This window comes from Massilia aerilata, assembly GCF_042656905.1.
Classification (GTDB): Bacteria; Pseudomonadota; Gammaproteobacteria; order Burkholderiales; family Burkholderiaceae_D; genus Telluria; species Telluria aerilata.
In genome coordinates this window covers 162,983-183,899 of the sequence record NZ_JBHSMZ010000008.1, presented here as the reverse complement: position 1 = coordinate 183,899, position 20,917 = coordinate 162,983, and the positions used below count along the sequence as shown (strand labels likewise).

The 20,917-nt window shown below is 63.3% G+C and carries 21 protein-coding genes; 10 read left to right on the top strand and 11 right to left on the bottom strand.

The genetic code is table 11. From position 1 onward, the window contains the following. Window positions 1-217: 217 nt before the first annotated feature. Window positions 218-907 carry a recombinase family protein gene (locus tag ACFPO9_RS13470; RefSeq protein ID WP_379771577.1) on the bottom strand — a complete coding sequence of 230 codons (690 nt, stop codon included), beginning with the start codon at window positions 905-907 and terminating at the stop codon, window positions 218-220. 128 nt (window positions 908-1,035) lie between these two features. On the opposite strand from ACFPO9_RS13470, the gene ACFPO9_RS13465 reads away from it, so the two are divergent. From ACFPO9_RS13465 to ACFPO9_RS13450, 4 genes are all read left to right on the top strand, one after another. Further along, window positions 1,036-1,509 carry a ribbon-helix-helix domain-containing protein gene (locus tag ACFPO9_RS13465; RefSeq protein WP_379771576.1) on the top strand — a complete coding sequence of 158 codons (474 nt, stop codon included), beginning with the start codon at window positions 1,036-1,038 and terminating at the stop codon, window positions 1,507-1,509. Window positions 1,510-1,527: 18 nt separating this feature from the next. Continuing rightward, a complete protein-coding gene (locus ACFPO9_RS13460; protein WP_379771574.1) occupies window positions 1,528-1,911 on the top strand; it encodes a hypothetical protein in 384 nt (127 codons plus the stop codon). A gap of 1 nt (window position 1,912) precedes the next feature. Further along, entirely contained in the window at window positions 1,913-2,893 is a 981-nt protein-coding gene (locus ACFPO9_RS13455) for a hypothetical protein (RefSeq protein ID WP_379771573.1), read from the top strand. Window positions 2,894-3,412: 519 nt separating this feature from the next. Further along, window positions 3,413-4,087 (top strand): hypothetical protein, encoded by a 675-nt coding sequence (locus tag ACFPO9_RS13450; protein WP_379771571.1) that lies wholly within the window; start codon window positions 3,413-3,415, stop codon window positions 4,085-4,087. Between the two features lie 465 nt (window positions 4,088-4,552). Here ACFPO9_RS13450 and ACFPO9_RS13445 read toward each other — a convergent pair whose 3' ends face one another. The 4 genes from ACFPO9_RS13445 to ACFPO9_RS13430 all read right to left on the bottom strand — a co-directional run bounded on the left by ACFPO9_RS13445 (window position 4,553) and on the right by ACFPO9_RS13430 (window position 7,036). Continuing rightward, window positions 4,553-5,146, bottom strand: coding sequence for a type 1 glutamine amidotransferase domain-containing protein (locus tag ACFPO9_RS13445; RefSeq protein WP_379771570.1), 594 nt, complete (start codon window positions 5,144-5,146; stop codon window positions 4,553-4,555). Then, window positions 5,143-5,718, bottom strand: a complete 576-nt coding sequence (locus ACFPO9_RS13440) for a type 1 glutamine amidotransferase domain-containing protein (RefSeq protein WP_379771568.1) — start codon at window positions 5,716-5,718, stop codon at window positions 5,143-5,145. The genes ACFPO9_RS13445 and ACFPO9_RS13440 overlap by 4 nt, the downstream gene beginning before the upstream one ends. Before the next feature lie 74 nt (window positions 5,719-5,792). Beyond that, window positions 5,793-6,104: a chaperone modulator CbpM gene (locus ACFPO9_RS13435; RefSeq protein WP_230027565.1), complete on the bottom strand. Its 312-nt coding sequence runs from the start codon at window positions 6,102-6,104 to the stop codon at window positions 5,793-5,795. Between the two features lie 2 nt (window positions 6,105-6,106). Then, window positions 6,107-7,036 (bottom strand): DnaJ C-terminal domain-containing protein, encoded by a 930-nt coding sequence (locus ACFPO9_RS13430; RefSeq protein WP_379771567.1) that lies wholly within the window; start codon window positions 7,034-7,036, stop codon window positions 6,107-6,109. Between the two features lie 225 nt (window positions 7,037-7,261). Between ACFPO9_RS13430 and ACFPO9_RS13425 the strand changes: the two genes are divergently transcribed. From ACFPO9_RS13425 to ACFPO9_RS13410, 4 genes are all read left to right on the top strand, one after another. Next, window positions 7,262-8,161: a c-type cytochrome gene (locus ACFPO9_RS13425; RefSeq protein WP_379771566.1), complete on the top strand. Its 900-nt coding sequence runs from the start codon at window positions 7,262-7,264 to the stop codon at window positions 8,159-8,161. Window positions 8,162-8,201: 40 nt separating this feature from the next. Continuing rightward, complete coding sequence (locus ACFPO9_RS13420; protein WP_379771564.1) at window positions 8,202-9,608, top strand: MATE family efflux transporter; 1,407 nt, start codon at window positions 8,202-8,204, stop codon at window positions 9,606-9,608. Between the two features lie 79 nt (window positions 9,609-9,687). Beyond that, the gene (locus ACFPO9_RS13415) at window positions 9,688-9,939 is read left to right on the top strand and encodes a hypothetical protein (RefSeq protein WP_379771563.1); all 252 of its coding nucleotides are present in this window, start codon (window positions 9,688-9,690) and stop codon (window positions 9,937-9,939) included. Window positions 9,940-10,043: 104 nt separating this feature from the next. Then, window positions 10,044-12,254, top strand: a complete 2,211-nt coding sequence (locus ACFPO9_RS13410) for a S9 family peptidase (RefSeq protein ID WP_379771562.1) — start codon at window positions 10,044-10,046, stop codon at window positions 12,252-12,254. Window positions 12,255-12,351: 97 nt separating this feature from the next. On the opposite strand, the gene ACFPO9_RS13405 is transcribed toward ACFPO9_RS13410, so the two are convergent. After that, the gene (locus tag ACFPO9_RS13405; RefSeq protein ID WP_379771560.1) at window positions 12,352-12,531 is read right to left on the bottom strand and encodes a CsbD family protein; all 180 of its coding nucleotides are present in this window, start codon (window positions 12,529-12,531) and stop codon (window positions 12,352-12,354) included. Window positions 12,532-12,652: 121 nt separating this feature from the next. Between ACFPO9_RS13405 and ACFPO9_RS13400 the strand changes: the two genes are divergently transcribed. Continuing rightward, complete coding sequence (locus tag ACFPO9_RS13400; RefSeq protein ID WP_379771559.1) at window positions 12,653-13,726, top strand: AI-2E family transporter; 1,074 nt, start codon at window positions 12,653-12,655, stop codon at window positions 13,724-13,726. Between the two features lie 45 nt (window positions 13,727-13,771). Further along, window positions 13,772-14,242, top strand: a complete 471-nt coding sequence (locus tag ACFPO9_RS13395; RefSeq protein WP_379771558.1) for a hypothetical protein — start codon at window positions 13,772-13,774, stop codon at window positions 14,240-14,242. On the opposite strand, the gene ACFPO9_RS13390 is transcribed toward ACFPO9_RS13395, so the two are convergent. The 5 genes from ACFPO9_RS13390 to ACFPO9_RS13370 all read right to left on the bottom strand — a co-directional run bounded on the left by ACFPO9_RS13390 (window position 14,239) and on the right by ACFPO9_RS13370 (window position 20,708). Further along, on the bottom strand, window positions 14,239-14,781 hold the full coding sequence (locus ACFPO9_RS13390; RefSeq protein ID WP_379771557.1) for a DUF2939 domain-containing protein: 543 nt from the start codon (window positions 14,779-14,781) through the stop codon (window positions 14,239-14,241). The genes ACFPO9_RS13395 and ACFPO9_RS13390 overlap by 4 nt on opposite strands. 71 nt (window positions 14,782-14,852) lie before the next feature. Continuing rightward, complete coding sequence (locus tag ACFPO9_RS13385) at window positions 14,853-15,032, bottom strand: CsbD family protein (protein WP_379771556.1); 180 nt, start codon at window positions 15,030-15,032, stop codon at window positions 14,853-14,855. Window positions 15,033-15,231: 199 nt separating this feature from the next. Then, the gene (locus ACFPO9_RS13380) at window positions 15,232-15,855 is read right to left on the bottom strand and encodes a class I SAM-dependent methyltransferase (protein ID WP_379771686.1); all 624 of its coding nucleotides are present in this window, start codon (window positions 15,853-15,855) and stop codon (window positions 15,232-15,234) included. Between the two features lie 138 nt (window positions 15,856-15,993). Then, window positions 15,994-18,045: a M13 family metallopeptidase gene (locus ACFPO9_RS13375; RefSeq protein ID WP_379771555.1), complete on the bottom strand. Its 2,052-nt coding sequence runs from the start codon at window positions 18,043-18,045 to the stop codon at window positions 15,994-15,996. Between the two features lie 47 nt (window positions 18,046-18,092). Further along, window positions 18,093-20,708 carry a M1 family metallopeptidase gene (locus ACFPO9_RS13370; RefSeq protein ID WP_379771553.1) on the bottom strand — a complete coding sequence of 872 codons (2,616 nt, stop codon included), beginning with the start codon at window positions 20,706-20,708 and terminating at the stop codon, window positions 18,093-18,095. Window positions 20,709-20,917: the final 209 nt, after the last annotated feature.

Here is a 20,917-nt window from a genome sequence, read left to right as displayed (position 1 = left end):
ATTAGCATTACCCGATGATGTTCAAGCTACAGGCGCAACTGATGCCGGATTGACGCGTCAGTATGCTTACCAACATCATGGTGCCGAGCGCGGCTTTGATCGCATGGCACTGCTGTTCGGTCCTTTGACCGGACGCCCGAGCGTCTTGCTCTGCGTCTTTCCATGCTCCAGGCCCGAATGGGTCCGCTCAAGCCGGGCGGCATAGGCGCTTTTACGATCACGCGTCCAACCGGCCCAGGATTCGCTGTACCTGGCTCAACCTCCACTTGCCGACCTCGCCGGTGGATGTTGGGATACCGACCGCGTTCAAGCGATCCACCATGCCACGCTGGCTCAACTTCTCGGACGCCATACCGGCGAAGATCGGGCGCAGCTTCTCGGCGAAGGCATCGGCTGAGGCCTGGCGCTGCTCAATGTTCGGGCGCAGATTGACAGCGCCAGAGGTGCCCAGCTTCACACCACGCGCTTTCGCGACCGCCAGCGCCGCCTTCGTACGCGCGCCAATCCTGCGGCCCTCGTATTCTGCGAAGCTCGCTAAGTTGATGAGAAGCATACGTCCCTCATCAGTCTTTGGATCGACGTCTTGGAAGTCAGCGAAACGAATATTTACTCCAGAATCGTCCAGCACTTCCAAGAAAAACCGAACGTCACGGCTCAAGCGGTCGATTTTAGCAATGATCAGCGTCGCCTTCTCGCGCTTACATGCGGCCAGCGCGCCCATCAGTTGGGGACGGCTCCTCGATACTTTGCGACCGGACTCAACTTCTTGAAACTCGCCGACTAGCTGCCACTCGCCACCGTTAAGAAACCGTGCAACCACTTGCCGCTGCGCTTCCAGACCCAGACCAGATGCACCCTGGCGGGATGTACTCACCCGGATGTACGAAATGTATTTGCCGTTCGCCATGATGACTTTCTCCCTTTGACCACACTAGAGGTTCGACGTTTAATGTGTGGTCAATTGTAGAGCAAAACCTTATATGGTGCAACTACACCTAATAAGGTACACTCTGATTTTCTCTAACGGAGTTGCAAATGCCCGAAATCACCCAACGCATGCTTACCAGCATCACCGGCAAGCGATCTTCTATCAAGCTGGACCAGCCGACCTGGCAGGCGGTGGACTGGCTTGCGCGCGAGCGCGGCCTGACCTGGCAGGACTGGTGCAAGCAAGTCCTGGCCGAAGTCACCGGCATAGACAACCAAACGGCAACGCTGCGAGAGGCTGCAATGGCTGGCGTGCTCGGTGCCACGATCATGCCGGACCTGGCGGCCCTGCAGGACCGCGCGGAACAGCTGGCGCTGCAGAAGAACCACGCTCTAATGCGCAACGCCGCGCCCATCGACGACGCCTTGCTCAAGTCGACCCTCAAGCACGGTAAGGTCCTGGGTGGCGCGGACCTCGGGGGCTTCGAGGTCCTGTTCGGCTTCGATGAGTTTGGCACCGACTGCATTTGGATCAAGAACGGCCTGCGCAATGGCAAGCACTTCGCCATCCAGGCACCCTAACCTAAAAGGAACCCGACTATGAAACTCAAAGTCATGACCGCGCCGGAAACGGCCTACCTGCTCCGGCGAGAACTGGGCCCGCTGCGCAACTGGGATGACACCCTGTCTGATATGCGACGCGGCCGAGTCGAGAGCGTGCACGGTGCGACCCTCCTGCCCATCTGCAAGGGTAAGTACCAGGGCGCCTGGCGCCCCATGTACGCGGCTGCCGATGTTTTGGCCTTTATCAAGGCCGTGCTCGCCGCCGACCCTGGCGCCGTACGACATGCGCCTTACCAGGTCAAAACCGCACTCACGGACCCGACCGACACCCGGCCCTGGTACACGCGCAAGCTGCCGGTGGCCCGGTCGACCTTCGCGGCGCCCAGAGCTGTAGCTGGCGCTGGCAGCCTGAGCGCCTAACATGAGGCACCACGCGCGAGAAATCGCACTGCCGGTTCCGCTCGACGAGTGGATCGTTGCCCCGAGTATCGACTTCGTCAAATTCACGAACGCGTCGGACACACTGCTTCACCGACTCGCGCGCGCGATGAAAAAGACGGAGCCGAAGCTGTCGTCACATGTCACAGTCGCGCGCGATGACATGCGAACTGTGCTCACAATCCATGACCCCACAATCGCGCAGCTCCAAAGGATGATCGACCTGTGTCCGAACCTGGATGTCTACGAAGTCGAGTTCACTATCGACTTTCGTCCTACGGGCGTTGGACCTGCGGGCCTGGATGAGCTGGCCCCCGTATTCAGATGGTTCGCTGACAGCATGTATCCGGTTACGAGCAAGGCAACGCGACTGCGTTACGAAGATACCGCCAACGGTAAAGGCCGATTCTCCCCGGCACCGCCTGGCCCTAGCGATACCCTGACTACCCACCTTTGGCGTGATGGTCTGGAGCGAATCAAGCAGCGCCTATACGTCAAATTCGAAGACCAGAGCGAACCTGTAGAGCGCCCATCCGTACGGTTGGAGGCTTGGTTCAGCATGGCCGCATGCTCAAGCATGAGCTTGGGACGCGTATGGCAATTTGCAGAGTTCGGCGCCGACCTACGCCGCACCCTGTCGTCCGCCTTCTACATCGCCGACTGCATTAAACCGAAGATCAAAAGGACGCGGCACAAAGAAGGCACAAGGATCGCGCAAAAGACCATCAAGGCGAACGACCGTGAGATCGCGCGGGTGGAAGCAGGCTGGGCCAACCAGGGCGCTATGTGGGCAGTGCGGCATGGTTATGCAGTCAACCCCGACAAGCAGGCGCACAAACGCATCGGCGATGCTTTGCACAGGTTGGGGCAGCACCTCACGGCGTTAAAACTGCCAGAAAAAACGCGCGTCGATGATCGGTGGATTCCGGCGGAAAGCCTTGATTTTATTGGGGATCGCGGATGAGCGACCGGTGGAGCTATAGGGGTGCTCTGCAAAGGGATAGTAAGTTCTACTACTAACATGCGTGACTCAACCTCTCGCACCAGACAATCACCACGCCCGGATCGCCTCTGTGCTGCCTATTTTTTGTGCAGAGAACATGCTGGCTGCGCGCTGACCATTTTGCCACATTTTTAAGCACTTGCTTGACGACACTGTCCCGCGAACCGTATTATCAGTTTTCCAACATACAACCAAATAATCGTAAAGGAACAAACGTAAACATGCGGCATGTGACAGTTTGAACAAATGGCTGACCTTTTGGAAGTAATGACCATCACACAGTCCACCGCCAGCGGCTTCGCGATCACACACGCCGGCTACGTCGGAGGCGTACCGACAATCGCCATCTCGACTTACTACGGCACCGGAGACTGCTACCTCATCCAGTAACACCACCAAGTAGGACAACAAGGAAAGCGGATTACCCCGCTTTCCTTGTCGCCTTACCCAGTAAGTCACTAGTGACTAACGCCAGCGCCAGTGACCACGCGTGAAAAAGTGAATATCTTAGGTTTTTTCGACTACCGGGATGGGGTAGCGTTCATCAACTTTGGGCTACGGAACGCTAAACCTTATAGTTTCAACGGCCCGTTCACCCGACACAGCAAACGATCTTCCTTAACATTAGCGAAAGAGAACATGTACAAGAAAAGCGCCGAACTTGGCCTCGCGGCTCTATTGAGCATCTGCGCAATAAGCGCTCAATGCGCAGACAAATCTCTACCTAAGCGACAAATGCAAACGGACTTCATTTCGGACGCGAAAAATACTATAAGTCTTTGCAATTCCAAATACCGTCAATTCGTCGAACTAAGACGTATGAATCAGTACGCGTATGAGACTGGGCGCCAAGCTGATGAATCAATGGCGCGACTCGAAGCGGCGGAAGGGAAAGACGCGCGCGGCATACCCCCAACAAAGCTCCAAGAAACGCCCGAATATCATGTTCTGTGTATCGAGAAATCGAAAGAACTTTTGCTACCTCGAACCAAAGGATTTATTGCTTCCTTTAAAACCGCTCAGCAGCAGAATGAAGCGAAGGTAATGGTGGCGCAGTGGATCACTGCAATGAGTTCTGTTGGAAAGAGCGTGGGAGAAAGCGAGGCGGCTAAATTTGAAACGCTCGCGAATGGCGTGGAAATTAATATGCAATAGGGATGTTGCGCAAGCCTGTCCGACGGCAGCACTGGCGGTCGCGAAGCGCAGCCGTACAGGCGCACGTAGTCGACCTTCAGGTGCTCGTAGCGTCGGCGTCGGCACCCAGGTAGAATCCCAACCTAGCACTCCAAGTGGGGTGCGTTTTTAGCGCCACGCCGGGACCGACACTCAACAGAATCAAAGAGTTAACGGAACAGGTGGTGGAGGTTGGAGACTCCCTCCGCCTCCACCAGTATTCAAAATAAAGGCCCCGTCGGCGCAAGCTGACGGGGCCTTTGTTTTGAATACTTGCTTGAAACGAGGAATCGAATCCGCGTCCGGCACGGACGAGGGGCGGAGCCGGGGTTTCTCGTCGCATCGCGACGAGCCGGCGGAGCGGATTGGCGCCGGCAGGCGCCAATCCCCCCGATTCGTCCAACTAAGCAGTCGCGCAGCGACTGTGCAGTAAAGCCGCAACAGTCTTCAAGACGAAGGTCCGGTATCCGCCCCCGCCGCCGCCATCGTCAACGCCTTCACTAACGCATCATTAAAAGCCGGCAAATCATCCGGCTTGCGACTGGTAACAAGCCGCGCATCGACCACCACCTCATCATCGGTCCACTCAGCCCCGGCATTTACGAGATCCCGTTTCAAACTAGGCCAGCTGGTCAAATGCTTGGCGGCAGCAATACCCGCATCGATCAGGGTCCAAGGGCCATGACAGATCGCACCGACCGGCTTGTCCTCGACATCGAAGCCGCGAATGAAATCGATGGCCTCGCGACTCATGCGCAAATTGTCCGGATTCGCCACGCCGCCCGGCAGCACCAGCGCATCGAAGTCGCTCGGGTTCGCATCGCGCACGTTCATCTCGACCCGGAACCTGTCGCCCGGCTGCATGTGATTGAAGCCCTGCACTTCCTCGCCGGCGTCCTTCGGCGACAGCAGCACCACGGTGGCGCCGCGCTCTTCCAGGTAGGACCGCGGGCTGGTGTACTCGATCTGCTCGACGCCATCCGTCATCAACATGGCGACGCGCTTGCCCTGCAAGGGCTTGCCTGAAACCTGTTCCATCATTGCATCGCCCCCAGTTGCTGCAGGATGGCCTGGTTGAAGGCCGGGATGTCGTCCGGTTTGCGGCTGGTGACGAGCTTGCCGTCGACGACCACCTGCTCGTCGCTCCACTCGGCGCCGGCGTTCCGCAGGTCGGTCTGCAGGGTCGGCCAGCTGGTCACGCGCCTGCCGGCGACGAGCTCGGCGTCGATCAGGGTCCAGGGACCGTGGCAGATCGCGGCGATGGGCTTGTTCCCGAGGCCGAATTCGTGGATGAAGCCGATTGCCTCCGTCGACAGGCGCAGCTGGTCCGGGTTGGCCACGCCGCCCGGCAGCACCAGCGCATCGAAGTCGGCCGGGCGTGCATCGCGCACGTTCATCTCGACCTTGAACTTGTCGCCGAGGTCCATGTGATTGAAGCCCTGGATTTCCTCGCCGGCCGGCTTGGGCGAGACCAGCGTCACCTGCGCGCCCTGCTCCTCGAGGAAGCCGCGCGGCCCGGTGTACTCGATCTGTTCGACGCCATCCGTCATCAGGATGGCCACGCGCTTGCCCTGCAAGGCGCGGCCCGCGCTCTGTTGCGAATTCTGTTGCATAGCACCTCCTTGTGGTCGGAGGATCGATTCTAGTTTTGCCCGCGACAGGGCGGCGCGCGCGTGCCTGCCGGCAGCTATTCGATGCCCAGCGCGTGCAGGCGCGCGCGCAGGCGGCGCACCTCGTCGCCGAGATCGACCACCAGCGCGGCCACGTCCTCGTTGGCGTCGAAGTCGCGCTCCACGCGCAGCAGGCTGCGGGCGCGCAGCAGGTCGCCGCTGCGGAAGCGCCAGGACGTCACCTGCACCGCCGGCTGGCCGCCGAGGATGCCCGCCTGCACCCGCCGCACCACCCAATCCTGTTCCACGCCGCAGGCGCGCGCCAGTTCCTCGAGGGTCAGCGCGGCGTCATCCAGCAGCACGCCGCTCACGATCGTCATCTCTTGCATCGTCAGGCTCCTATGCGTTCGCGTGGGTTGAAAGCGAGTTCGCGCGCCATCTGCTCGTACAGTTCACGCGCCCGCTCGCTGGTGGCCGGCGGCAGCACCACCTCGAGGATCAGGTACAGGTCGCCGGGCTGCGACGACGGAATCCCCCTGCCCTTCAGGCGCAGCTTGCGGCCGCTCTGCGAGCCCGCCGGCACCGTCACCTCGACCGCGCCGGAGGGCGTCGGCACCGAGATGCCGGCGCCGAGCGCCGCTTCCCACGGCGTCACCGGCACGTTCTGGTAGACGCTGGCGCCCTCGACGCGGTAGCGCGCATCCTGGTTGAACTGGATCTCCAGGTACAGGTCCCCCGCCGCGGCGCCGCCCATCCCCGGATGGCCCTGGCCGCTCAGACGCAGCTGCTGGCCCGGCGTGACGCCTTTCGGGATATTCACGCTCAGCGTCTTTTCCTTCTGGCCCGCGCGCAGGCTGATGGTACGCGTGGCGCCCTGGTAGGCGTCGCGCAGGTCGATGGCGATGGCGGCGTGGATGTCCTCGCCGCGCATCTGGAAGCCGCCGCCGCCCATGCCGCCCATGCCGCCGGCGCGCTGGCCGCGGCCACGTCCCATGTGGGCGAACAGGTCGGCGAAGATGTCCTCGGCGCTACCGCCGCCGCCGCCGCCGCCGAAATCGTACTGCTGGCCCCAGTCGGGCGGTGGCTGGAAGTCCTGGCCGTGGCGCCGTCCCTGGCCGAGTCCGTCGTAGGCGGCGCGCTTTTCGGCGTCGCCCAGGACATCGTAGGCCTCGTTGATTTCCTTGGTCTTCTCGGTCGCGTCCTTGTGCTTGCTGACGTCCGGGTGGTATTGCCGGACCAGCTTGCGGTAAGCCTTCTTGATGTCGTCGGCGGACGCGGTCCGTTCGACGCCGAGCGTCTGGTAGTAGTCCTTGTATTCCACGAGCCTGCTCCTGGATGAGGGATGCGATTAATTATCCTTTATCTATGGGCGGAAGTTGATAGTTCAACTACCCATGCACGACGCGTACAAGTTCTGATCCCGCACATCCCCCGGCTCATCGTTTTGCCCAGAATGGGTAAGGCATGGGTCCCGACATCCGACCAGCTAGGCATAAGCGCTGCGCAATGCTAAATTGGCAATGGGATGTCTTTACGGGAGACGATAATGAATAAATGGGTCAAACGGACCAGCATCGCGCTCGGCGCACTGGCACTGTGCGGTGTCGCCGCGGCCGTACTCGGCAAGTCGATCGGCGAAAAGAAAATGGTGCGCACCGTCGCCATCCAGGTGCCGGCGCTCGCTGTCGCGCCAGACACAGGCCGCGTCGAGCACGGACGCTACCTGTACAGCACGCGCGGCTGCGCGGAGTGCCACGGCGCGGATGGCGCCGGCAAGACCGTGATCCAGGATGGCGGCATGCTGGTCGTCGCGCCCAACATCACGGCCGGGCCCAAGGGGACGACGGCCAGGTACCAGGTCATCGACTGGGTGCGCACCATCCGCCACGGCATCAAGCCCGACGGCCGGCCGCTCATGGTCATGCCCAGCGAAGACTACGCCCGCCTCACCGACGAGGACACCGCGGCCCTGATCGCCTACGTGCAGCAATTGCCGCCGGTGGCCGGCAGGCAGGCCGTGATCGCGCTGCCGACGCCGGTCAAGGCCATGTACGCCTTCGGGCTCATCAAGGACGCGTCCGAGAAGATCGACCACACGCTGGCGCCGGCGCGGCCGGTCGCCGCCGCCGTCACCGTCGAACACGGCGCCTACATGGCCAATGCCTGCATCGGCTGCCACGGCGCCACCCTGAGCGGCGGCAGGATCCCCGGCAGCCCGCCGGCCTGGCCCGCGGCCGCCAACCTGACGCCGGGCAAGGGTAGCGCCATGGCGCGCTACCCGACGCCGGACGCCTTCATCGCCATGCTGCGCTCCGGGCACCGGCCCGACGGCAAGCCGATCGCCGTCATGCCTTTCGCTTCGCTGAAGCAGATCAACGATACCGATGCGCGGGCCTTGTATGCCTTCCTGAAAACGGTGCCGGCAAAGGAGACTGGGCTGCGTTGAGTCCGGGTAAAATGGCGGGCTCCCATCCGGACCCCGCGCCATGACTTCGACACTTACCGCCACGCATTCCGCTCCTCCCATCCGCACCGAGCTCGCGACCTTGTGGCGCCTATCCTGGCCGATGCTGGTCGGCCAGCTCGCCACCGTCGGCATGGGCGTGGCGGACGTGGCGATGACCGGCCACGTCAGCGCCGCCGAGCTGGCCGCCGTGTCGCTCGGGACCTCGGTCTGGTCCATCATCCTCGTGACCGTGATGGGCATCATGATGGCAGTGAATTCGGTGGTCGCGCACGAGATGGGCGCCGGCCGCTTCGACAAGATCTCGCACTCGGTGCGCGAATCGCTGTGGATGGGCGCGCTCGTCGGCATCGCCGGCTGCATCGCCGCCAACCTGTGCGCCCTGCTGTTCGACCACATCGGCCTCGAGCAAGCCGTGGCCGACCGCGCCAAGGCCTTCCTGCACATCATCAGCCTGGGCATGCCGGCCTTCGCCTGCTACCGCGCGCTGTACGGCTACACCACCAGCATCAACCAGACCAAGCCGATCATGGTCATCGCCATCCTCGGCCTGCTGTACAACATCGCCGTCAACTCGCTGTTCATCTTCGGCAGCTTCGGCTTTCCCAAGCTGGGCGCGCTGGGCTGCGCGGTGTCGACCGCCTCCGGCCTCTGGCTGATGCTGGCGGCGATGGTCGGCTGGATCAAGGTCTCCAGCGTCTACCGCACGACCTATCCGTTTACGCGCTGGGAAGGCCCGAACTGGAGCGAGATCGGCAGCATGCTGCGCCTCGGCCTGCCGATCGGCGTGACCCACTTTGCCGAGGTCAGCGCCTTCGGCGTGGTCAGCCTGCTGGTGGCGCGCTTCGGCGTGGTGCAGGTGTCGGCGCACCAGGTGGCGCTGAATTTCATCTCGCTGGTGTTCATGGTGCCGCTGAGCTTTTCGATCGGCGCGCTGACCCGGGTCGGCCAGGCTATGGGCGAAGGCAATCCCGTCAAGGCGCGTTCCGTGGCCTGGATCGGCACCGGCATGTGCGTGTCCTTTGGCGCCTTGTCGGCGCTGGGCATCGCCCTGTTCCGCTGGCAGATCGCCGCCATGTACAGCTCGGACCCGGCGGTGCAGTCCACCTGCGCCACCCTGCTGCTGCTGGCCGCCATCTTCCAGCTGTCCGATTCGACCCAGGTTGCGGCGGCGTCGGCAATCCGCGGTTATAAAGTCACGCGCTCGCCGATGGTGATCCAGATGATCGCCTTCTGGGGCGTAGCCCTGCCGGTCGGCTGGATCCTCGGCTGGGCGCCGGCCTGGTTCCCGTGGGGGCCGAGCGCGCCGATGCAGGCGACCGGCTTCTGGATCGGGCTGATTCTCGGGCTGACCGTGGCGGCGGTGCTGCTGGCGTGGTCGCTCGACAAGCTGTCGAAGCAACGCGTGCAAGAAGCGGCGGCGCGCTGAATCCCATCCATTTGATGCAGCGCGCATAGCCGGGCAAATACAGGCGCTATCCTTGCCTTTTCAAGAGAGGAGACCCTCCATGTTGCCAATTCTGGCCGCGATCCTGACCGGCTATGCCCTGGGCGCCCTCATTCCACGCTCAGCCCTGCCTTACCTGCTCTGCCTGCCTGCAAGCCCCGTCGTTCATCTCCTCATGAGCCTCCTGTTCAGGGGGATGCAGATGCCCGATATCGGCGTGCTGGCGGTCGCTTCCCTTCTGAAGGTGCCTGTGCTCATGCTCGGCGTGCTGCTCGCCCGGAGAAATGCCGCCCGCAACACCTTCTCCAGCTGAGCATCCGGCCAGCCAATGCACGCAGTAATTACAGCTTTTCGCTCCTGACTCTGGTATCGTCTCGCCCGTTGCACATAATTAATCTTTTCCCCGCGAGACAATCCATGCGCCTCATCCTTGCCCTTGTTGCCGCCCTGGCGGCGGTTCCCGCATCCGCGGAACGCCTGACCCTGGACCGCATCTACGCCGACCCGGCCTTGTCCGGCCCAGGCGTTCGTAACGTGCGCGTGTCGCCCGACGGCGAACGCGTCACCTTCCTGCGCGGCCGCGCCGACAACCAGTTCCAGCTGGACCTGTGGGAATACAACATGAAGGACAAGACCACGCACCGCCTGGTCGACTCCAAGAAGCTGGTCCCCACCGAGAACCTGTCGCTGGAAGAAAAGGCACGCCGCGAACGCGCGCGTACCGCCAGCCTGTCGGGCATCATCAGCTACAGCTGGGCGCCGAGCGGCAAGCAGATCCTGGTGCCGATCGCCGGCGACCTCTATCTGGTCGACGTCGCCAATCCGGACAACGCGCGCAAGGTTGCCTCGGGTAACGTGGGCGATCCGAAGATCTCGCCGAAAGGCCGCTACGTTTCCTTCGTGCGCGACCAGAACCTGGTCGTGATCGACTTGTCGACCGGCAAGGAACACCAGCTGACCACCGATGGCAAGGGCACCATCCACAACGGCGAAGCCGAATTTGTCGCCCAGGAAGAAATGGGCCAGCGCACCGGTTACTACTGGGCGCCGGACGATTCCGCGATCGCCTACAAGCGCTACGATGAAGCCCCGGTGCCGGTCGCGCGCCGCTTCGAGATCTTTGCTGACCGCACCGAAGTCATCGACCAGCGCTACCCGGCCGCCGGCGATCCGAACGTGCTGGTCGACCTGATGATCGTCGATCCGGCCTCGGGCGCGCAGAAGAAGGTCGACCTCGGCGCCGAGAAAGACATCTACCTGGTGCGCGCCGACTGGAGCGCGGACGGCAAGACCCTGGTCTACCAGCGCCAATCGCGCGACCAGAAGCGCCTCGACCTGATCGCCGTCGACGCCGCCAGCCTGGCCCAGCGCACCCTGCTGACCGAAACCTCGAAGACCTGGGTCAGCATCCACGATGACCTGAAGTTCCTGAAGAACCGTCCGGCCTTCATCTGGGCTTCGGAGCGCACCGGCCGCAACCACCTCTACCTGTTCGACCTGAACGGCAAGGAACTGTATCCGCTGACGAAGGGCGACTGGGGCGTCGATGAAATCCTGGCCGTCGACGAAGACGCAGGCAAGGTCTACATCGGCTCGAACAAGGATGCGGTGATCGACAAGCAGACCTACGCGCTGAACCTGGACGGCAGCAATGCCGACAAGCCAGTGCGCATCACCAAGACCGATGGCATGCACAGCTCTGCGTTCGCGCGCAACGGCAAGATCTTCGTGGACACCTTCTCCGATCCGAAGACCCCGCCGCAAGTGTCGATCCGCAATGCCGACGGCTCCATGGTCGAGTGGCTCGAGCATAACGAGCTGAACAAGGACCACCCGTACGCCAAGTACATGGCCAACCACCTGCCGACCGAATTCGGCAACATCAAGGCGCACGACGGCCAGACCTTGTACTACTCGATGATCAAGCCGGCCAATTTCAACCCGGCCAAGCGCTATCCGGTGTTCCTGTTCGTCTACGGCGGCCCGCACTCGCAGCAGGTCACCCGCGGCTGGGGCAATTTGTTCAAGCAATACATGGCGCAGCAGGGCTTCGTCGTGTTCACGCTGGATAACCGCGGCTCCTCGCGCCGCGAGCGCGCCTTCACCGACGTCATCTACGGCGAACTCGGCAAGCACGAAGTCGAAGACCAGCTGACCGGCGTCGACTGGCTGGCCAAGCAGAAGTTCGTCGATCCGAAGCGCGTCGGCGTGTTCGGCTGGAGCTACGGCGGCTACATGACCCTGCGCCTGCTGGAAGCCGGCTCGGATAAGATCGCAATGGGCGTGTCGGTGGCGCCGGTGACCGACTGGTCGCTGTACGACACCCACTACACCGAGCAGTTCGTCGGCGCGACGCCGAAGTCGAATCCGGAAGCCTACAAGCAGAGTGGCGTGTTCGCCCACCTGGACGGCCTGAAGTCGCCGCTGCTGCTGGTGCACGGCATGGCCGACGATAATGTCCTGTTCACCAACTCGACGCGCCTGATCGACGCCCTGGTGAACCGCAACGTGCGTTTCGAGCTGATGACCTACCCGGGCGCCAAGCACGGCATCTCCTCGCGCGCCGGCCAGCGCCACGTGTATGGGATGATCGAGGCGTTCTTCAAGAAGAACCTGGAACCGAAGTAATGTAGGGTGGGCTCTCCGAGCCCACGCGCACAACGAAAAACAGCCGCTCTCGAGCGGCTGTTTTCATTCGTGGGCACGGAGTGCCCGCCCTACGGTATTACTTGGTAGCGTCGTGCAGTTTTTCCTGCGCATCGCCCAGCTTCTCCTGGGTCTTGCCTTCGACCTGGTTTTTCAGGCCTTTCACTTGCTGCTCTTCGCTGCCGACCAGCTTGCCGGCCTCTTCCTGGATCTTGCCGCCGATGTCCTGCAGTTTGCCTTCGACTTGATTCGAGTTCATGGTGCTCTCCTTTCGTTAATCAGTGACTCAATAATAAGAAAACTTGACCGGCGGCTCCGTTAGCGCACGCACATAGCTCAGCCGCGCGACGGTCGATATCACGCACTGCTAGTCTTTTGTCATGAGCGAGCCCTCGTCCACACATCGCCGCCTGTTGCGCCGCTTCGCCATCGTCGATGGCGTCGCCGTCCTGTTCCTGGCGCTGCTGGCCGGCGTCTGGTTCGCGGCCAGTGCGCTGCTGCTGGTATTTGCCTGCGTCCTGTTCGCGATCCTGTTGTACGAGCTGAGTGCGATCCTGTGCCGCCGCTTCGGCCTGAACCGCAAGCTGGGCCTGGGCATCGTGGTGATCGTGCTGCTGCTGGTGATCGGCCTGGGCGGCTGGGCAATGGCGCCTCAGATGTCGGAGCAGGCCAGCCAGCTCGCCAGGGACATCCCCACCTCGCTGCAGCGCCTGCAGCAGATGGTCGAGAAGCACCCCCTGCTCAAGCGCCTTGCGAGTGAGCTGCCGCAGCCCAAACAGTTCATGCACTACCTTGAGCAGATGGTGCCGAACGCCGGCCTGTTCTTTGGCGGCGCCCTGGGCGCGGTCGGCAACGTCGCGATCATCCTGTTTGTCGGCATCTATTTCGCGATCGCGCCGCGCAGCTATATCGACGGCTTCGTCAAACTGGTGCCGCAATCCAGGCGCGAACGCGCGCGCCAGGTGCTGAGCGAGATCGGCGGCACGCTGGGGCGCTGGCTGCTCGGCACGTCGGTCTCGATGCTGATCGCCGGCGTGGCCACCACGATCGGGCTGAGCCTGCTTGGCGTGCCGCTGGCGCTCATCCTCGGCATCATCGCTGGATTGCTCGATTTCATCCCCTACGTCGGCCCCGTCATGGCAGGCGTGCCCGCGGTATTGATCGCCCTGTCGATCGATCCGCACCTGGCGCTGTACACGGTGCTGCTATTCCTCGGCATCCAGATGATTCACGGCTATGTGATCCAGCCCCTGATCGACTCCCATACCGTGCAGATCGCCCCGGCCGTCATCATCGTGATGCAACTGATCTTCGGCACCATCTTCGGCTTCGCCGGGATCGCGCTGGCGACGCCGATGACGGCCACGCTGATGCTGCTGGTGAAGATGCTGTACGTGGAAGACATCCTCGGCGACCGATCTCAGGAGCAAGACGGCGCGCCGCCCGCCGGATAAAGGCTAGCATGGCCCTTCCCAACCCATGCAAAGGACCACACGACGATGAACACGCCCGCCCTGCTCCCTTCCGCCCTGATCGGCGCCGTCGCCAGCGCGCGCTCGATGACGCCCATGGCAACCATTGCCACGGCCCGCCTCGCCGACCGCGATACGCCGGGCGAACTCGCCCTGCTGGACCGCCCCTTGTTCAAATACGGCGCCCTCGCCATGGGAGTCGGCGAACTGTTCGGCGACAAGATGAAGACGGCGCCCGACCGCACCGTTTTCCTGGGCCTGCTGGCGCGCGTGATGAGCGCAGGAATCGCCGGTGCGGCGCTGGCGCCGAAGGGCCGGGAAAAGGCCGGAGCGGCGGTCGCGGTGGCCACCGCCGTACCGCTTGCCTACCTGACGCTGGCCGCCCGCAAGAAGGCCATGGCGCGGATGGGCCAGACGCGCAGCGGGCTGATCGAAGATGCCTTGATTGTCGCAGCAGGCGCCGCGATCGTGGCGCTGGCGACGCGGCCGGAATCTTAATCCGGCAGCCGGATATCGGTCAGCTTCCAGTCGGCGAAACCCTGGCGCTGCATGACCAGCGCCATCGCGTCGCCCCTGGCGCCGCCTTCCCTTTCGCCATGGAAGAGGATGGTGTTCAAGCCTTGCCTTTCGGTCCGCCAGACGGTCTTCCTGGCCTCGCCGGTGTCCTGGCCGTCTTCAGGGGCGCTGCCATGACCGTTCCCGATCTTGAACTTCCCTTCGCGCATCGCAAACATGATCGTTTCCGGGCGCACGGCCGTGTCGATCAGTTTGTCGACCAGCACACCTGCCAGCAGGCTGCCGAGATTGTTGCCGGCGTCCGCCGGGTCGCGCTGCATGCGCGCCGAGAACTGGCTCTTCAGGCTCGCGCGCACGCGCGGAAAATCGACATGCTCGTTAAAGCGCGCGGCATCGGCGGCCACTGCGGCATCGCGCAGCTCGCGCATCGCCAGCCAGGGCGACCAGTACCAGTAGGCCGCCACGCCGGCAGCAACAAGGATCGCAAGGACCGCGAGAATCCGCTTCTGTAAAGTGTTCATGATCGGGATTCTAAATGGAAACAGCCGCCCGGAGGCGGCTGTTTGGGAGGTACACGCTTAGGCAACGCAGATCAGCGGTTACCCTTGCCGACGATATCTTTAGCGTCGCCGACTTTTTCCTGCACCTTGCCTTCGACCTGCTTGTTCAGGCCTTTGGCTTGCTGCTCGCTGCTGCCAATGGCTTTGCCGACACCTTCTTGAATCTTGCCGCCAATGTCTTTGGCCTTGCCTTTGATCTGGTCCTCGTTCATATGGACACCTCCTTTCGGTTGGTTAACGAACCCTCGACCCGCTGCGCATCCCATCCGGTGGACCGCCGAGATTGGTGGCGGTGTCGAGATCCCGTTCGTACCGTTCGCTTGTCGAGCGGTATGGGTTCATCTTGTGCCCATTGCCGCCTGCACTCTGTTCGCCGGTTAACGTAGCGGAATCAATTTTGTTAGGCGAAACTTAAATTAGCTTTCGCCATACAGATGCCAGCCAGGGCTGCTGGTCGCGCGGCAAACCGGCCGGGCGGTAGTAGTGATGCATCGGCTCGAAACCGGCCTCGGTCACAAATGCTTCCCAAGCGGGATAATCGTGAAAGCTGCCCCAGCGCGGTCCGTTCCAGCCCTCTTCGTTATTGCCGCGCGGGTTGGAGCTGAACAGCACGCCGCCCGGCTTCAGGGCCGCGTAGAGTTCTTTCAGCACCTTCGGCAGCAGGCTGCGCGGGACGTGGAACAGCGAGGCGTTGGCGTAGATGCCATCGAATAATTCATCCGGCAAATCGAGGTCGAGGAAATTCTGCAGCCAGACTTCGCAGCCGCTGTATTGCGCGGCCATCTCCACGAAGCGCGCGCTGCCGTCCAGGCCGATGGCGCGGTGGCCCATGCTGCGCAAGGTCTTGAGGTCACGTCCCGGGCCGCAGCCGAGGTCGAGGATGGTGAACGGCGCTTCCGCCTCGATCGCATCGAGCAGGGCCGCGATGTTCTGGCTGACGTCGTGATCGATCGTGCCCGCGAAGAAGCGCGGCGCGTTGACGTCGTAGTGATGCAGGGTGCGCTCGGCGATGTCCCGGAAGTCGTCCTGTTCCATATAGGGGTGTGCGCGCAGGATGCGCCGCTTGAGGTCGAGATAATGCTGCTTCATGGAGCACCTGCGATGAGAACATCAGGCCATTGATTCTAGGCCCGGCATGCCCGCCGCAGGTGTCCGTTACCTTCTACAAACTAATTACCAGACGCGGACACGGTCTTCCGGCGCCAGGTAGAGCTTCTGGCCCGGCTGCACGTCGAAGGCCTTGTACCAGGCATCCAGGTTGCGCACGGTGGCGGCGCGGTACTGGCCCGGCGCGTGGCCGTCGGTCAGGATGCCGCGGCGCTCGGCGGCTTCGCGGGCCTTGTTGCGCCAGCTGTGCGCAAAGCCGAGGAAGAACTGGCGGTCGCCTTCCACATTGGCCTTGGCGCCCGAGGCTGCCTTGTATGCGTCGTAGGACGCGGCCAGGCCGGCCAGGTCGGCCAGGTTTTCCGACAGGGTCAGCTGGCCGTTGATGGCCAGGTCCGGGAAAGGCTTGTAGCCGTTGTACTGCTCCACCAGCTTGCCGGACGCGGTCTTGAAGTGCTCCGCATCCTGCTTGGTCCACCAGTCGCGCAGGCGGCCCTGGGCGTCGAACTGGGCGCCCTGGTCGTCGAAGCTGTGGCTGATCTCATGGCCGATGACGGCGCCGATCGCGCCGTAGTTGGTGGCGTCGGAAGCCTTCGGATCGAAGAACGGCGGCTGCAGGATCGCGGCCGGGAAGTTCAGCGCGTTCTGCAGCGGCAGGTTGACGGCGTTGACCAGTTGCGGCGGCATCGACCATTCGGTGCGCTCCGGCTTGCGGTGCAGCTTGGCGATCTCCTGTGCGGTATGGAATTCGTCGGCGCGCGCGGCATTGCCGAAGGCGTCGTCGGCCACGACCTTCAGGCCTTCATACGACTTCCACTTGTCCGGGTAGCCGACGCCCACGTACAGGGTCTTCAGCTTTTCCTTGGCCTGGGCGCGGGTGGCCGGGGCCATCCAGTCCAGCTTGTCGACGCGCTTGCCGAAGGCGTCGACGATATTGTTCACCATCTGCTGCAGGCGCGCCTTGTTCTCGGCCGGGAAGTACTTGGCCACGTAGATCTTGCCGACCGCCTCGTCCATCGCCTCGTTGGTGGCGCCCAGCGCGCGCTTCCAGCGGACCGACTGCTGCGGCGTGCCGCTCAGCGACTTGCCGTAGAAATCGAAGCGCTGGTCGGCGAAGGCCTTCGGCAGCACGTTCGCCATCTGGTTGATGCGGTGGAAGGCCAGGTAATCCTTCCAGGTGGCCAGGTCGACCTTGTTCACCAGCGCGGCTTCGCCGACCACCGCCGACGGATGCCAGACGATGAATTTCTGCTGGTCGCCGAGCTTCGCGGCCTTGAAGAAGGCGTTCCAGTCCATGCCCGGGGCCTTGGACGTGAAGTCCTTCACGGTCCAGGTATTGTCCGCTTTCAGCACGTCGGCCGAATCGGCGCGGGTGCCGTGCGAATTCGCGATGTCCACTTCCAGCGCGAATACCTTGGCGGCGCGCGCTTCGGCATCGTTGTAGCCGGCCATCTTCAGCATCGCCGCGATGTGCTGCTGGTACTTGGTGCGCAGCCCGGCCATGCGCTCGCTGTTGTCAAGGTAGTAGGCGCGGTCCGGCATGCCCAGGCCGCCCTGCAGGATGTAGGGCATGTGGCGGCCAGTGTCGTGCAGGCCTTGCGCGACCCACAGGCCGAACACGTTCTCGGTGAAGAAGTCGGTGTTGTTCAGCGGGTCGACGTCGGCGCGGATCGATTCGCCCAGCGCGCGCGTGAGGCCGGCCTTGTCCTTGATCGCATCGATTTTCGCCAGCATCGGCTTCAGGGGCGTGACACCCTTGCCTTCGATGGCGGATTCGTTCATGTAGGCACGGAAGTAGTCCGACACCTTGCGTCCTTCGCCGCTCAGCTTCTTGTCGCCGGCGAGGTCCTCGATCATCTTGACGATGCGCTGGTTGGTCTCTTCGGCCAGCGCGCCCATCGAACTCCAGGAGCTGCGGTCGGCCGGGATCTCGGTTTTCGCGAGCCAGTCGCCATTGGCGTAGGCGAAGAAATCGTCGCCCGGCTTCACCGCGGCATTCGCCTGGGCGGCTTCGGCCTTCGGCGCAGCGGCCTGCCGCGCCTGGCCCGGCATCGAAACGACGGCCGCGCCGCACAGGGCCAGCACGATGGCCGTCTTTACTGGAGTCCAACTTGTCTTCATGTATTTCCCTTCTTGGTGAGTGATCGTCTTATTGTAGTACCTGGCATTCATTTCAGCGCCTCGCGCACTTGCGGCAGCAGGCGCGCCTTCTGGGCCGCGCGCACGCGCACGCCGCTGGCGACCCGTTGCGCTTCGACCTGCGCATCGGCTTCGAAGTTCTGGCGAACGAAGTCTTCCATGCGCTGGGCGTCCTGGACGCTCGACGAGGCGTCGACGATGCCCGGGAAGGCGCGGTTGCGGCCCACCGAATCCTGGGACTTCATCAGCTGCTCGCGGTTGGCGACGGCGAAGTTCCAGGCCTGGTCGAGGTGGGAGCGGCCCACGCCCTGCACGATGCCGGCCACCTGGGTCGGCGGCGTGTTCGGCGACAGCGCCATCCGCAGCACCTTGTCCGCCAGGGCCGGATCCTGCACCTGGATCAGCGCGCCCAGCAGGCGCGAGCGCTCTTCGTTGTTCTGGGTCTGCTGCATGCGCCGGGCGATGGCGTCGAAGGTCGGCTGGTCGGCGTAGCGGCCGGCGGCCGAGGTGACGAAGCCGATCATCGCCGGGCTAACGGCCGCCGGGTCGGCCAGCCAGCGCTGGAAGCGGCTGCGCGCCTGCGCGATCGCTTCCTCGTCGCCGGACCTGGCCAGGGCGCCGGCCAGCAGCGCGCGCAACTGGGCGTCTTCGACGGCCTCGCCGGGCTTCTCGTCCCAGCCCAGCTGCACGAGTTTCGGCCTGGCGAAGCCGGCGATGAAGCGCCGCACCAGAGGCCGCTCCGGCTCGCCGCGCGCCAGGCTGTCCAGGAAGTTGAGGTTGCCGATGATGGATTCCCACACCGCCAGGCGCGGTTCGTCGCGCAGTTGCGCGGCCAGCTTCAGCCAGGCGTCGAGCGGGACCAGACCGGCCGCGACCTGGGTCCAGGTATCGTTCAGCAGCTTGAGCCGGGTGGCGTCGGGCAGGCGCGCGGCCTGGCCGGCGAGGGTGTCGAAGGTGGCGCGGTCGTACTGGATGCGGAAGTAGCCGACGCTGTGCGGATCGACCACCAGCGCGCCCTCGCAGCCGGGCAGCATCACGCTGGTACTGGCATTGGCGAGCAGGGTCGTCATCGCCTTGCCGTTGACGGTCCCGACCTGCAGCGGCACGTTCCACAGGCGATTGTCCGTGGCCGGCTCGTCCAGGCGGAACTGCTGCTGGCTGAGGGTCACCTTGCGCTTGCCGTCCTCGCAGGCCTGCTCCACCTTGATGAGCGGGAAACCAGGCTGGGTGGTCCAGTCCGAGGCCAGCTTGCCGACCGGCTTGCCCGAGGCGCGTTCGAGCGCCGTCCAGAGGTCGGCGGAGGTGGTATTCGAGTACTGGTGCTTCTGCATATAGGCGCGGATGCCCTTGCGGAAGGCGTCTTCGCCCAGATAGGCCTCGAGCATGCGCAGGAAGGCCTGGCCCTTTTCGTAGGTGATGTCGTCGAAGGCGTCCGCGGCCTGCGCCTCGGTCTCGACCTGCGTCTGGATCGGATGGGTGGTCTTGCGGGCGTCCAGGTTCATCACGCGCTCGCGGTCGCCGATGTTGGCCAGGTAGGGGCGCCACTCCGGGTGGAAGTGCTCGGTGGCCTTGGACGCCATCCAGGACGCGAAGCCTTCGTTCAGCCACAGGTTGTCCCACCAGGCCATGGTCACCAGGTTGCCGAACCACTGGTGCGCCATCTCGTGGGCATTGACCGAGAAGGTCAGCTGGCGGATAGACTCCGGGCTGGTCTTCGGATCGTAGAGCAGGGTGTTTTCGTTATAGACGATGCCGCCCCAGTTCTCCATCGCGCCATTGAACCCGTTCGGGATCGCGATCTGATCCAGCTTGGCCAGCGGGTAAGGCACGCCGAAGTAATTGTTATAGAAGTGCAGCAGGTCGCGGCTGGCGCCCAGGGCAAACGCGCCCTTCTCCTTCTTGCCTTCGGTGGTGACGACGCCGATCTCGACCCCGTCCTGCTTGGTGCTGATGCGTTCGAACTCGCCGGCGGCCAGCACCACCAGGTAGCTCGGCATCTTCGGGGTCGGCTTGAAGCTGATGCGCTGCTTGCCGCCGGCGATGCCGGTCTGCTTGTCGACCGGGGTGTTGGAATAGGCCTTGAGGCCGGCCGGCAGGTCGACCGACAGGCGGAACCTGGCGCGGAAGGCCGGCTCGTCCCAGGTCGGCAGCATGCGCCGCGCATCGGTCGGCTCCATGGTGGTGGCGATCAGCTTCTTGTCCGCCTTCCCGGCCTGGTAATTCACATAGAACAGGCCGCGTCCTTCGCGGTTGATCTTGCCGCGGAAGGCCAGCGCCAGGCGGTAGCGGCCCGGCGCCAGCGGCTGCGGCAGGGTAAAGCTCAGGGTTTCCTGCTTCTCGTCCAGCACCGGCGTCAGCTTGAGCTCCTTGATCCCCTTGCCGGACAGCGCGGCGCTGTCGATTTCCAGCGCGGCGGCGTTCAGCATGATGGTCGAGGTAGCCTTGAGCACTTCGATCTCGACCGTTTCCGTGCCGCTGAAAGTGTTGGCGGCTATGTCCGGCGCCAGGTGGGCCTGGTATTCGACCGGGATGACGTCCTTGGGCAGCTTGCCCGGGGTCTTGTCAAAAGAATATGGTGCCTCGGCATGGGCGCCAATGGCGGCAAGGGCGAGCGCGGTAGCGCCGATCGCCTGGAATCGTCTCATGGACAGTCTCCCTTTCTCTCTCATCTTGTTTTTCGTCGGCGCTGCTATGGCGCACCGATCCAGCTTGCACTATAAGCAAGTCCAAGGGCAAGAATGGCAGCTTTGCGACAGACTGCAGAAAGCCGGGCTGGATTGCACGAACCGGGGAGCAGGACGCTTTATGTCCATCTGCTCTTTGCGCTGGATCAATTCAGAAACGTGCAAAATCT

Excerpts from the sequence above, each read along its gene's own strand:
- ACFPO9_RS13470 (WP_379771577.1), bottom strand. The coding sequence starts at position 907 with ATGGCGAACGGCAAATACATTTCGTACATCCGGGTGAGTACATCCCGC.
- ACFPO9_RS13465 (WP_379771576.1), top strand. The coding sequence starts at position 1,036 with ATGCCCGAAATCACCCAACGCATGCTTACCAGCATCACCGGCAAGCGA.
- ACFPO9_RS13460 (WP_379771574.1), top strand. The coding sequence starts at position 1,528 with ATGAAACTCAAAGTCATGACCGCGCCGGAAACGGCCTACCTGCTCCGG.
- ACFPO9_RS13455 (WP_379771573.1), top strand. The coding sequence starts at position 1,913 with ATGAGGCACCACGCGCGAGAAATCGCACTGCCGGTTCCGCTCGACGAG.
- ACFPO9_RS13445 (WP_379771570.1), bottom strand. The coding sequence starts at position 5,146 with ATGATGGAACAGGTTTCAGGCAAGCCCTTGCAGGGCAAGCGCGTCGCC.
- ACFPO9_RS13440 (WP_379771568.1), bottom strand. The coding sequence starts at position 5,718 with ATGCAACAGAATTCGCAACAGAGCGCGGGCCGCGCCTTGCAGGGCAAG.
- ACFPO9_RS13435 (WP_230027565.1), bottom strand. The coding sequence starts at position 6,104 with ATGCAAGAGATGACGATCGTGAGCGGCGTGCTGCTGGATGACGCCGCG.
- ACFPO9_RS13425 (WP_379771566.1), top strand. The coding sequence starts at position 7,262 with ATGAATAAATGGGTCAAACGGACCAGCATCGCGCTCGGCGCACTGGCA.
- ACFPO9_RS13420 (WP_379771564.1), top strand. The coding sequence starts at position 8,202 with ATGACTTCGACACTTACCGCCACGCATTCCGCTCCTCCCATCCGCACC.
- ACFPO9_RS13415 (WP_379771563.1), top strand. The coding sequence starts at position 9,688 with ATGTTGCCAATTCTGGCCGCGATCCTGACCGGCTATGCCCTGGGCGCC.
- ACFPO9_RS13410 (WP_379771562.1), top strand. The coding sequence starts at position 10,044 with ATGCGCCTCATCCTTGCCCTTGTTGCCGCCCTGGCGGCGGTTCCCGCA.
- ACFPO9_RS13405 (WP_379771560.1), bottom strand. The coding sequence starts at position 12,531 with ATGAACTCGAATCAAGTCGAAGGCAAACTGCAGGACATCGGCGGCAAG.
- ACFPO9_RS13400 (WP_379771559.1), top strand. The coding sequence starts at position 12,653 with ATGAGCGAGCCCTCGTCCACACATCGCCGCCTGTTGCGCCGCTTCGCC.
- ACFPO9_RS13395 (WP_379771558.1), top strand. The coding sequence starts at position 13,772 with ATGAACACGCCCGCCCTGCTCCCTTCCGCCCTGATCGGCGCCGTCGCC.
- ACFPO9_RS13390 (WP_379771557.1), bottom strand. The coding sequence starts at position 14,781 with ATGAACACTTTACAGAAGCGGATTCTCGCGGTCCTTGCGATCCTTGTT.
- ACFPO9_RS13385 (WP_379771556.1), bottom strand. The coding sequence starts at position 15,032 with ATGAACGAGGACCAGATCAAAGGCAAGGCCAAAGACATTGGCGGCAAG.
- ACFPO9_RS13380 (WP_379771686.1), bottom strand. The coding sequence starts at position 15,855 with ATGGAACAGGACGACTTCCGGGACATCGCCGAGCGCACCCTGCATCAC.
- ACFPO9_RS13375 (WP_379771555.1), bottom strand. The coding sequence starts at position 18,045 with ATGAAGACAAGTTGGACTCCAGTAAAGACGGCCATCGTGCTGGCCCTG.
- ACFPO9_RS13370 (WP_379771553.1), bottom strand. The coding sequence starts at position 20,708 with ATGAGACGATTCCAGGCGATCGGCGCTACCGCGCTCGCCCTTGCCGCC.